This window comes from Nostoc sp. 2RC (assembly GCF_014222165.1).
In the GTDB taxonomy this organism is placed as follows: Bacteria; Cyanobacteriota; Cyanobacteriia; order Cyanobacteriales; family Nostocaceae; genus Nostoc; species Nostoc linckia.
The window spans coordinates 1-11999 of the sequence record NZ_JACKZU010000248.1; the positions used below are offsets into that span (position 1 = coordinate 1).

Genomic DNA, 11999 nt, shown 5'->3' on the forward strand with positions numbered 1-11999 from the left:
GTTATGGCTGTTGTAATTCAACGACTTCCGCCACATACTCTTCTTGGGCTAAAGCCAAAGTTTGATTTTCAAGTTAGAAGGCAGGAGGCAGAGGACACGGAGGAATAAGAGCAAGAGAGAGTTTTTGCGTAAGTCCTACAATTTATTTTTTGGAGTTCCCTTAGTTAAAGCGGATCGGGTAGTTTAGGCTATGCTTCCTCGCTTTCGGGCTTCTTTGTAGGAAGTTCCAACATTTTTTAAACCGGCCTTAATCATTTGTTGTTCTAGGAGAGCAAAAAAACGCGCTTTATCTCCACCTTTTACCACAGCTTGATTATGAGCTTCAGCGATCGCCACTGGGTAACCGTATCCTTTTTGTACTTGTGCTAACATCAACCCCAGGGCTAGATCTAACATATCCGTGTTTTTTGCTACCCATGCTGGAACTTCAATTCGGGCAATTTCAGTACCTACGTGGACATAACAAAAGTAGATAATTTGGTCGCCGTAAAGTTCAAGAATTGGATTATTACTGCGCCATAGGGCACTGCGTTGTCCTGGTTTGAGTCGCGTTGCCCAAAGGGTAGTATCCCGTAAATCATCAAACTTTTTGCAAGGTACTTTTTCTAGTTGATTTGGGCAATACGTTTTACAGTCTGGCACTTTGTGGGGACAAGCCAACAACCGTAAAAAATTTGTGCTTTCGATGTTGCGAGAGGCGCTAAGATAGCCCATCAAAGGAATTTCAGCATCGCGCATTTGCTCCCAAGCTTGCAGAATTGGGGGTAAAATGCGATCGCGTGCATCCATTGGTAATTGTTCCAAAAACCAGTATATTAAAGAACCATCTACCATTGCTAGCGTCGGTGCTTCTGCTTTAGCTGCACACGCTAATTCTGCTAAAACCGTGGTTTCAGAAGCGGTGCGGCGAAAACTCATCCATTCCTCAGTACGGATTCCCCATTGCCGAGACATGTATAAATCTTCTGGGCGATAAAATACCTCTGGCAAACTATCTAGTAGGGGATGGCGATTTTGTCCGTAATGCAAGACCACTCTACCGATATTTAACAGATAACAATAAGCAATTTCGTGGTGATTAGGAGCAATTTGGGAACCATCGGTGGCGATGACAGTGTGAACTTTTGGCGGAACTGGGATATCAATGCAGGTTTCTAGCGGCTCAACTGGTGTAGCATTAGTAAAAAGAATGCGATCGCGCCATTTTTCTTGGCGATCGATTAAATCATCTTGACATTCGTAAGCATTGTTTAAATATTGTTGCGCCATTTCTAAACGCTGGCGGCTAGCAGCAGCTTCTAAAGAAAGATGCTGACTTAAACCCTGCATTTGTCGCGCTAATTTTGTCAGGTCAAGCATAAAGGTAAGTGGGGAGTTGGGAGTTGGGAGTTAGAAGTTAGGAGTTGGGAGTTAGAAGTTAGGAGTTGGGAGTTAGAAGTTAGGAGTTAGAAGTTAGGAGTTGGGAGTTTACTTAATTATTTAATATTTACCTACATTTTTATAAATATCTGAAGTGAGTAAGTAAATGATTTTAGTATACTAAAGTGAACTTAATCTATGAGCCAGGAACTTAAGTTCCTGGCAAGATATCGGTAAGAAATTTTATTCTGAATCCTGAATTCTGAATTCTGAATCCTGAATTCTCTCTTAATATCTTAAACCCAAGCAGAGAAATCTTTAGCAAACTGAGACAGTGATAACAGATGAATTCGCGGATCGTGTAGGGCAGATTCTCTTTCTGCTTGGGTGTTATAACCCCAGTCTGCAAGTATAAGTTTTACGTCTTCAAGGTCTTTTTGCTGTTGAACTAACTGCAAAGTCTTGAGCCTATCTTCAACAAACCAGATACGAACTAATTTATCCACTGCCGCTTGCTTTAATTCTCGCAAAATCTCGTATTTAGGACGCTTGACTTCTTTGCCAAAAATTGCTGCTGCTGGTAAATTCACCCCTTCTTTTTGTAACAACTGCTGTACAAAACGTCCTTCTTTAGTTGTTACAATATATAGCTGAATTCCATCAGCAACAGTTAATTTAATTTTTTCGATGACACCAGGATAAAATTTATGCAGACTTAACCAACCATCTAAATCTGTAACAATCCATTCATCTCGGAGATTGTCTAGTTTGGCACCAATTTCTTTTGCCTGTAGTCGATCATCTAACAATATTTGTGGAGTAATATTTACCCACTCATGAAGAATCTTTTCGTCAGAAATTCCATTAATCAAGGCTTTGATTAAAACAGGCATTTCCCAACCTGTTTCAATCACAGGACGCAGACGATAGAATCTCAAAGCTAAATCATCTGGCGGTGTGTCGTTAGCGGAAGACCAAATTTTACAATAGGTGCGCCATGCTACCTCAAAATATTCAATTAGTCCGTCGCAAATCACTCCATCAAAGTCTAAGGCTAAAATCGTGGGACTAGTTGCTGTCATTGTTTTGAGGATGAAAACTGCTGTTGTCAGCTTAACTGAACAAGCAATAATTTTTTGTATCAGGACTTTAGCATAAAAAATTAACTCATCCCAGTGTTGAAAGAAAGCGTTGACGGTTGACGGTTGACGAGCCTTAGGTGTCAAAGTGCCAAATGGCGCTCAAATTCGCACAATTAGCAAACGCCTGTAGAGACGTTGCAGTGCAACGTCTCTACAGGCCAGAAAATTCCTTTGATTCAAGGTAGAAACAAAATCATTCTATTGAGACACAGTAGTTGCGCCAACAGCCATTACTGGCGACCATTCACTGACGCGGTTGTCATCTAATACAGCTCGCACTCGATAACCAAGCTGAATCTTATGCATCAACAAAATTAGTTCGCGGTTGAGTAATCCTTGTGATTTTTGGTTTTCATTGGATGCAGCTTGGATGCGAAAACAGCGATCGCTTTGACGTTGCAATTTTGGAGATTTACCTTCCATCAATACCGCTTGCAGTTCGTATTCTTGAGCTTCGGGATATGGTTCCCAACAAAGTTGCCAGTAAGTTGACCAACGAATTAACTCTGCCGGTAATTCCTGGACTTCATCTGACAATGTAGAAACAAGTCCGGTGACTGGAGGTTGTACTAACTGAGGCTGATTGGAGGTAATGTCAACAAATCTAGGTTTTGCGACCTCTTGTGCGGCTATAGATGAACTAACATCAACACTTAATATCAGTCCGAATATCACAGTGAATAGCACAATCAATCGTAGGTATAGCGATCGCACCGACAAGATTTTCAGATTCATAGTCACCATCATGCAAAAGTGATTGGTTTACCACTCCACAGGTGAAATGATGCTGCCGTTGTCGGCATAGATTGTTCGAGAACGAATATACGTTCTGGAAGGTACTGTAGAATTGAACACTGCACTTTTTAGCCCAACTGCCGATTTACTCCCAATAGCTGAACGGAATATAACGGAGTTCGGTGCTAGCCCTACAAGATCGCCTATGCTGGTTTCAGGGCCATTAGCAACACCATTGACAACCTGCCTACCGCCATGAACTAGAACTCTCGGCCCGTAGCCAACAAGATCGCCTACAGTCAAACTAGTTGTTTCTAAAGCGTGAAAGACAACATCGCTTGCCATACCAGCAATTTTCCCGATATTAAAAGGCTGACCTTCATCAGCACGCAGGGAAATTCTATTACCTATTTTTAAGTTGAGGATTGATAAAGGATCTTCCAGAACGACATTACCGATGATGCGGTTACGGAAGTTGGGATTGCGAGTAACATTCCCACCTATCTGGGGCAGACCTCCAGGGTTAAAAGCTGTGACTGGTGCGTAATTTATCCCTGTTACGTTTGACGAATCTGTTCTAGCTAATTCTGTGTAACCTTTGGCAAATGCTTCATTCACTTCAATGATGGCTTCCATTAATGCAACGTCAGCTTGTGTGAGGTTTGCCACCTTGCCCAAGCTACCACTACTTGCTTGCAGGTTAGTTGTGACGTTTTTACCTGGGAGGACGACTTTACCAGCAGGTAAAGTCACACCAGGGCCAACCCGCGAGAGAAAGTTGACTACTGTGTTTCCTTCTATGGTTGCACCGTCTATTTCACAGTTGAAGGCGAGAAATGTCTCTGGAATATTGTTGCTGAACTGAGTATTTGTAACTGGGTCAGTAAAAGGCCCGGTTGAGCCTTGAGTACCGATTTTAGCTGCACCTTTGATGGTGGCCATGTGTGCCATAATGACTCGCGGCCCAATCTCCACTCCCGTTCCCGAAGCTATAATTCTCACTTGGTCTTGGACGTTAGAATCTTCGGCGATGCTAATGGGGGCTGTGGTGGCGTTTAACTGGGCGAATGGTGCAACGTAGACTCTTTCGCCCAAACTAATATTTGTGGGATTGGTAATTATCGCAGTTGGATCAAGGAAAGTAGCTGAGTTTGACGGCGCTGTACTGGGACATATAGGTAGGTTATTGGAGGTTGGATTACACCCACTTCCAGAAGCAACGGCGGGTTGTTTATATATCTGTGTACCGATGACAAGCGCTAGGATAATTGCAATTGAGGCGCTAAAAATTGCGCGAGGTTTGAACATAGAAAAACGGCTCACGGGTTATGGATATTTGGCTATGAGAAAATCTGCGTTAACTGCGTTGACAATTAACAGATAAGCTGTCACACATTTACGCTTGGGTTCAGGAATATTAACTGTTGACCGTTGACAGTTGACAGTTGACACTCAGCAGTCAAGGCTTCGACTCTGCTCAGCCTTGACCCTGAGCGAAGTCGAAGGGTCAACAGTGAACAGTCAACGACCTGAATTGGAATAATTTATTTTTTGGAGTTACCCAAGCGATGACTTGCGATCCACCAAAGGCGATCGCAACCACAAAAATTAGCAAAAAATCAAATTGCTAAAGTCCCTTAGAGGTTGTTTGAAAAGTGATTGACTGTAATTTTAATTACATTTTTAACCCTCATTATCCTCCCTTATAAAGAGGGGGGATACTAGAAAAATCCGGTTCGCTCTCCTTGTAAAGAGGAGGCTTAGGTAGGGATCAAAAAATATTTGATACATCAATCACGACTTTTCAAACCACCCCTTAGTTGTTACGCATTTAAAGCAGCACATTTTTTCGTGTTGACTATTAACGGTTAACTGTCAACCTTCAACAGTCAACAACACAAATGACCTTACAATTTCAGGGACTTCCAAGTAAAAAATATTCCACAGAAGACTGTTAACTGTTGACTGTCAACAGTTAACAGTCAACGACCCCAAGCGGAATAATTTATTTTTTGGAGTTACCTAAAAGCGTAATAGCTGATTTAGACTTTTGCTGCGTTTACCTATGAGGCAGAAAGTTAACCACCCCAAAAACCTGCCAAGTTGAGGAATTGTAGCAGGCTAAATAATATGGTGAAAATCGAAACTGTAACTGTGGTCGTTGCTCCGGCAACTGCCTCATTATAGACAGTCTCCCAAGCTTCTGGGCCGCTAGTGGATTGTCCATAGACTTTTGTACTAACAGCCAACGTTAAGCCAAGCACAGTTAGACCAGCTAGTATTGTGCGACGTTTAAGCATTATTTCTTGATATCTAATAGTTGGCCAAGTTGATGCCAGAGAATAAACTAAAAAGTCTAGGTTTTGTTTCCTTTAACTTTTCGGTTTACCCGATCTGATAAATGACAAATTTAAGCTATTGAAGCACTAATCGCTACAGGCGCTAATTAACATCTTATTTTATTCTTATTTGCTGCTTTATACTAGACTTTTTGATATTGATAAAAACTATGGTGGTGATAGAAAATTTGGTAAATTTAGTAGTCACTAAAAAAAATTATCTATCTTAAGGTGGATGTTTTAACTTACTTGATTTACAATAGCTGTCTGTAGAAGATAATCGCTCTATCGTCTCAAGGCTAAACTAGTGGATTAGATAGAGGTTAGAATGTCGCTGACTTGAGCTTGATATGTTCAGAACTTACGCAAAAATAACGTAATTCCGTCATTACGAGCGATAGGGAAGTAATCCCCCCTGACGCTGGGATTGCTTCCCTACACTCCGTTACGGTCGCAATGACAATATCGGCGTTGGGTAAGTCCTAATGTTGTAGAACTCAAGCCCATTGCTAAACTCTCACCAAATAGTCTTTTTATCTGAAAATAATTTGCATAAATTTTAGCAATAAATATTGTTTATTATTGGAAAAATTTCATTGAATATTATATGCGATCGCCATACGAATCACAAGTTATTGCTGCTGTCATCAATCATTCAATGAGGAAAGAAGATTTTTTAGTTCAAACGTCTAATAATTATCTGATAACTAGTACTTCTTTGAAACCTGATATTTCCTGGGAATTTCTGCGGATTCCAGAAATATTTATTTATGGAATGAGAATTGTAGGTTTCCCCGAACTTCAAAAAGAGACTTACGACAATTGGATTTCAATCAACAACCAACCTTACTTATTAACTCAATTACTGACAAATCCTCAAATCACTGTAATTTCTGAGAAAGAGTCGGAGCGAATTTTAAATGACTACAATCATAGATGGTCTATTATATATACTTTGACTAGACCAGGATTATCTTTAGATTTTTCACAAGCATTAATTCAAATAACTGCCCATTGTCCAGCGGGGCCACCCCAGTGTGGAGATTTGCTTTATTTGGAAAAAACTGGCGAACAATGGGCAGTTAAATCATCTTATGGGCTATACAACCAATAGCAAAAATCTATTTTTTATTGCCACTTGGTATCAAAACCCCATGTTTGGGGCTAAATAATAACGCTAACAAAAATAATCCCGAAACTACCAAAACGATTGCTGGCCCAGAGGGCAAATTATAATAGTAGCTGAGATACATACCGCTAATACTAGAAATTACGCCAATCACTGCACCCAAAATCATGACTTGGTTAAGACGTTTCACTAGTAAATAAGCAGTAGCTCCTGGTGTAATCAAAAGTGAAAGTACTAAAATTACACCCACAGTTGTCATACTAGCGACAATTGTTAAAGCAATCAATAGCATCAATCCAAAGTTTAGCCAATTGACTGGTAAACCTGCCGCTTGAGCGCCTAATGGGTCAAAGGTGTAAAATAAAAGCTCTTTGTATATCAAAATAACTACTGTTAAAACGATACCGGCGATAATAGCAGTGTGGCGCACTTCATCAACAGTAACACTGAGAATATTGCCGAATAAAAAATGATTCAGGTCGATTTTGTTATCTTTTTGAATCACAGTAATTAAAGTGATACCAAGAGCAAAGAACGCTGAAAAAACTATACCCATTGCCGCATCTTCTTTAATTGGCGATCGCACTCTAATCCAAGCGATGGCCATTGTACTGACAACCCCGGCAATAAACGCCCCGATGTATATATTTGCTCCCAACATAAAAGCGATGGCTAATCCTGGCAAAACCGAATGACTGATTGCATCACCCAATAATGCCAATCGCTGCACCATCAAATAACTACCAACCACCGCACACAACAAACCAACTAAAATCGCGATCGCCAGCGCCCGTTGCATAAAGCCGGAGTTTAACGGCTCAATTAAAGCTTCTAACATATTTTGTCATTAGTCATTAGTCAAAATTCTTCGGGTAGGGAAAAGGGAAAAGGTTAAAGGGAAAGGGAAGGATCTTACCTTTGCCCCTTGCCCTTTACCCTTTCCCCCAGTCACCAGTCCCCAATCCCCACCTACGCCGCATCAGAAAAGTACATCACTTTCCCACCATAGGCAAGATTGAGATTTTGCTCTGTGAGTACTTGTTGGCGGGAACCTGTGGCTACTAATTCACGATTTAATAATATTAAGTCATCAAAATGAGCGATGGATTCTCCTAAATCGTGGTTGACAACTAGCACGATTTTGTTATCAGCAGCGAGTTCCTGAAAAACTTCAAAAACAATTGATTGGGTTTTTTGATCGATGCCCACCAAAGGTTCATCAAAGCAGAAAATTTCTGCTTGCTGGGTTAAAGCACGGGCTAAAAATACGCGCTGTTGTTGTCCTCCTGATAATTGTCCGATGGGGCGATCGCAATATTCAATCATTCCCACTCTTTGGAGGGCATTTTTAGCTACCTGGCGACTAACTGATGAGAAGCTACGCAACCATCCTGTTTTCTTCACCCTTCCCATCATCACTACATCCCAAACGGTTGCTGGATAAGTCCAGTCAATTTGGCTACGCTGTGGAACATAAGCAACTCGATCTAGTTGTTGCGTTAAGGGTTTACCCTGATACAGTATTGTGCCGCTAGTTACTGGGACTAAGCCCAGCATTGCCTTCATCAACGTACTTTTGCCTGCACCGTTGGGGCCAAAAATACCCGTCAATCTTCCCGGTTTGACAATACAGTTAACGTCCCTTAAGGCTTCTTGTGTGCGGTAATGTACCCCTACGTGGGCGATGTTAATTGCTGCTGTGGAACTCATATCAGAAGCCTTGATAGTTTTTGCCGATAATTCTCGTGTATTTACTGGAGAGAAAGGAAATCCAGCTCTCAAAAGAACGTTTTTCATAACTGCTTTTAAATATTCATTTCTTGAGCTTACTATAAAAATGAGAGAAATATGAAAAAATCTATAAATAGATGTAATATCCGAGATAAATGAAACTAATACCACAGAAAGAAGGCAGTAACCCTCACGGCAAGGTAGTGGGTAACACAAACAACAAGAAAATTCTTTTGCGGCTTTGTTTGGGAATGCTTGTGCCTTTGGCTTTATTTAGTTGTAGCCAGAAAGACTCTAACCGCAACACTACCAAGGGAGAGAGTCAGCCACGAGTGGTTGCAACCAGTACCATCATTGCTGATTTAGCACAAGAGGTTGGAGGAGATGAAATTCAAGTACGTGGAATCCTCAAACCGGGTACAGATCCGCATGTTTACGAACCAATACCAGCAGACACTAGGCTTTTGGAAGAAGCAGACTTAATTTTATATAACGGCTACAACCTAGAACCAGGATTGATTAAGTTAATGAATGCTTCTGGTGAAAAGGCGCGGAAGCTACCGGTGGGGGAAGCTGTTAAATCTTTGCAGTTAGACAAAGGTAAAGGCGAAGTCGTCCCAGATCCTCATGTTTGGGGTAGTGCGGAAAATGCCATCGCCATGACTAATGCCATTCGCAATGCTTTGATTGAATTATCACCTGAAGATAAAGAAGAATTGACTCAAAATGCATTGCAACTGACTAATGAATTAAAACAGTTGCATAGTTGGATTAATCAACAGATTCAAACTATTCCAGCAGATAAGCGCAGACTAATCACAACTCACGATGCATTTCAATATTATGGACGTGCCTATGGAATTGCGATCGCAGGTACATTAATCGGCATTAGTACCGAAGAACAGCCAAGCGCACAAACAGTCAAGCGGTTAGTGGATTCAGTTAAAAAAACCGGCGTTCCGGCAATTTTCGCTGAAACTACAATTAACCCAGCTTTAATTAAAACTGTTGCCCAAGAAGCAGGAGTGAAATTAGCACCACATCAACTTTATTCTGATTCAATTGGGGCAAAAGGAAGTGATGGAGATTCCTACATTAAAATGATGGAGGCAAATACCCGCAGTATTGTAGAAGCATTAGGGGGAAAGTATACGCCCTTTGAACCCAAAAAATAAATTAGTTATTTCTTAAGTCAGAGGTTTCTAAATAACCTCTGAATTAATATCTAACTAAAGACATGTACTTATTAAATCTATTCTGAAACTCTTTCTATAGAAAGAATTTTTTGTGGCTTTGATTTCCTACAGTGTTACTAGTAAACGCACATTTATTAGTACCTGAAAAAACCATGACTGATAATAAACAAGAAAATCAAATTCATCAACCAGTGAGTGAAGATTGGCATTCTCGCGAAGAACCAACTGCTAAGGAAAGAAACCTAACTGCAAATCCTGGGGATAGAATCGCTGATGAGTCTCAATCAATTGAAGAAAAGGCTCAACAGGTAGCTGTAGATTCACCGGATATTACAGGAGACCATATTACAGTTCCTACTTACTTTGTAGTGGATGAACCAGACGGTGAAAAGAAAGCACTCCACCACGTTAAAGATGCTGAAGAGATTTCCGACGTAATTCGTCAAGCGCGAGTTGACGAAAATGGAAATAGAATTTGGTGGTAGTCGGCTATTGAAAAAGCTCAAGAACAAGGGGATGGGAATGGTAAGTTGGTATTAGGAATTACTTTCTCCACACCCCCCCATTCTCCAGTCCCCAGTCACCCCAGATATCGCTGCAATAGACCAATCACAATTTCTGGTACTTCCAAATGAGGTAAGACTCCAGCATCAGCGATCGCCTCAAATTTTTCAATTGAATTTGTATTTAAATTTGCTAATCTTTGTCCTGTTTTAATGTTAGTAAATTGTGCTTTTTCTCCCCACAATATCACTGTGGGGATTGTTAGTTGTTGAATATATAAACTCAAATCAAAATAAAGGTCGCCACGCAAAAATCCTAAAGCCGCAAATTTAGCATTAGGTTGTTGGGCAGAAGTTAAATAAGCTTCTACCATTTCTTGTGATACTCGTTGTGGTTTGGCAAAGAGAAAACTTTGTAAAAAGTTTCGGACTGCAATTTCATTTTCTGCACCAAGATGATAAATCAAATCATCTAGCACTGGTGTATTAATTACTGAAAGCGGAAGTCTGCGTCCACTACCTTGTCCGAAGTCATTAAATCCAGAGGGACAAACCAAAAATAATCTCTGGAATAAATTTGGTTGGGTAATCGCTAGGCGGATAGCAAAAGCGGCGGTTAACGACGAGGCTACCACTGTGACTGGTTGGGGACAAGTTTGGATGATAAATTCAGCAATGGTGCTGAGATAATCCTTAATTTGATAATCTCTGACTGGATGAGCCGATTCTCCCCAGCCAATTAAATCGGGGGCTAAAATTTGGTAATTCCAGGCAAAAGCCGGGTAAACTTTAGACCATTCATAGGCAGATGCGCCACCACCAAAGTTATGCAGAAATAAAAGTGGTGGTAAATTTTTAGTGTCAGTCAGTGCCCAAGGAGCATTCGTTTGGGTGTAATAAACCATTGCCCCCAAGGATGTATGGATGACTTTATGTCCAAAGCCAGAAGGTTGAAACTTAAGCATAAAGTTAAAAAATTGAGCTTTATGGGTTCGTTGATAATTAATAATTCAGCAATCACAATTCAGCACATCATAATCAAAAGTTATACCAGTTGTGCTGATAATTGAATTATTTTGGTTAGTGAATTATGAATTCTGATTTTTGACATTTATTGTTGCTGTTGGTCACTATCTTTTGTAATGTGAACGAGTTGATGCAGGTTATCACCGCTAATGCGATAAGCTGCTCCAAAACCGACTACAAAACGGCCTTCGCGGGGAGTTAGCTGGAAAATCCGAAAATCCGACAAGCCTCGCAAAATCTCTATAATTTGACCAAATCGCTTTTCAAATTGGTCAACAATTTGATTCCACTTATCAGTTTCCCGTTCTATCAAGATTGCCGTACAATCAAAACTCAAACGGGTACGGGCAAAAATTTGGTTACTTTTAGCTTCATCCTCAATAAACAAAACACTAATAAGAGGATTAGCATGGAGATTTTTGGTGTGAGTCGTCAGACCACTGACGTAAATATAAATATTTTTAGCATCATCCATCACAAAGGGAGCATAACTAGCGTTAGGTATTCCTTCTGCGCTAATGGTGCTAATAATTATACTTTCAAATTGTTCGGGAAACTTTTCGTACTCAGCTTGAATGTTTTCTACTTGACTCATAAGTAAATTACCGTTTAATGATTCAGAGAGAACAGGGAACGGGAACCAACAAGAAAAGCAACGTTTTAACCGTGGTATTGGAACAAAGACAAGGTTTTCAAAAGCACTTACGCCTCTGATAAAAACACGTTTTTTCCAGTCAACTTTCAACCCACAACTAAAGTTTTGATAACTGTTCGCTTTTTTTGTAACAAGTGATTCTGTATTCTAACGTGCTTGAGCGATATATAGGGGAAGGGGGAAG

Annotated in this window: 12 protein-coding genes; 3 read left to right on the forward strand and 9 right to left on the reverse strand. The window is 40.5% G+C overall.

Annotated elements, in window-relative coordinates; genetic code table 11:
* Positions 1–183 precede the first annotated feature (183 nt).
* From GNE10_RS23690 to GNE10_RS23710, 5 genes are all read right to left on the reverse strand, one after another.
* Positions 184–1359, reverse strand: coding sequence for a DNA double-strand break repair nuclease NurA (locus GNE10_RS23690; protein ID WP_099071318.1), 1176 nt, complete (start codon positions 1357–1359; stop codon positions 184–186).
* A gap of 296 nt (positions 1360–1655) precedes the next feature.
* Entirely contained in the window at positions 1656–2441 is a 786-nt protein-coding gene (locus GNE10_RS23695; RefSeq protein WP_185567266.1) for an HAD family hydrolase, read from the reverse strand.
* A 258-nt stretch (positions 2442–2699) separates the two neighbouring features.
* Positions 2700–3236, reverse strand: a complete 537-nt coding sequence (locus GNE10_RS23700; protein ID WP_185567258.1) for a hypothetical protein — start codon at positions 3234–3236, stop codon at positions 2700–2702.
* 27 nt (positions 3237–3263) lie between these two features.
* Positions 3264–4544, reverse strand: a complete 1281-nt coding sequence (locus GNE10_RS23705; RefSeq protein WP_185567259.1) for an acetyltransferase — start codon at positions 4542–4544, stop codon at positions 3264–3266.
* Between the two features lie 770 nt (positions 4545–5314).
* Complete coding sequence (locus GNE10_RS23710; RefSeq protein WP_099071322.1) at positions 5315–5536, reverse strand: hypothetical protein; 222 nt, start codon at positions 5534–5536, stop codon at positions 5315–5317.
* Positions 5537–6182: 646 nt separating this feature from the next.
* On the opposite strand from GNE10_RS23710, the gene GNE10_RS23715 reads away from it, so the two are divergent.
* Positions 6183–6689, forward strand: a complete 507-nt coding sequence (locus tag GNE10_RS23715) for a hypothetical protein (protein WP_185567260.1) — start codon at positions 6183–6185, stop codon at positions 6687–6689.
* A 7-nt stretch (positions 6690–6696) separates the two neighbouring features.
* Here the strand turns inward: GNE10_RS23715 and GNE10_RS23720 are convergent, their stop codons facing one another.
* Together GNE10_RS23720 and GNE10_RS23725 are read right to left on the reverse strand one after the other, a co-directional pair.
* Positions 6697–7542, reverse strand: coding sequence for a metal ABC transporter permease (locus GNE10_RS23720; RefSeq protein WP_099071324.1), 846 nt, complete (start codon positions 7540–7542; stop codon positions 6697–6699).
* Positions 7543–7673: 131 nt separating this feature from the next.
* Positions 7674–8414 (reverse strand): metal ABC transporter ATP-binding protein, encoded by a 741-nt coding sequence (locus GNE10_RS23725; protein WP_099071347.1) that lies wholly within the window; start codon positions 8412–8414, stop codon positions 7674–7676.
* A 272-nt stretch (positions 8415–8686) separates the two neighbouring features.
* Between GNE10_RS23725 and GNE10_RS23730 the strand changes: the two genes are divergently transcribed.
* A complete protein-coding gene (locus tag GNE10_RS23730) occupies positions 8687–9610 on the forward strand; it encodes a metal ABC transporter substrate-binding protein (protein WP_260447025.1) in 924 nt (307 codons plus the stop codon).
* Between the two features lie 173 nt (positions 9611–9783).
* The gene (locus GNE10_RS23735) at positions 9784–10116 is read left to right on the forward strand and encodes a hypothetical protein (RefSeq protein WP_185567263.1); all 333 of its coding nucleotides are present in this window, start codon (positions 9784–9786) and stop codon (positions 10114–10116) included.
* A gap of 95 nt (positions 10117–10211) precedes the next feature.
* Here the strand turns inward: GNE10_RS23735 and GNE10_RS23740 are convergent, their stop codons facing one another.
* Both GNE10_RS23740 and GNE10_RS23745 read right to left on the reverse strand, forming a co-directional pair.
* Complete coding sequence (locus GNE10_RS23740) at positions 10212–11099, reverse strand: alpha/beta fold hydrolase (RefSeq protein ID WP_185567264.1); 888 nt, start codon at positions 11097–11099, stop codon at positions 10212–10214.
* Between the two features lie 146 nt (positions 11100–11245).
* Positions 11246–11755 (reverse strand): HugZ family protein, encoded by a 510-nt coding sequence (locus tag GNE10_RS23745; RefSeq protein ID WP_185567265.1) that lies wholly within the window; start codon positions 11753–11755, stop codon positions 11246–11248.
* Between the last annotated feature and the right edge of the window lie 244 nt (positions 11756–11999).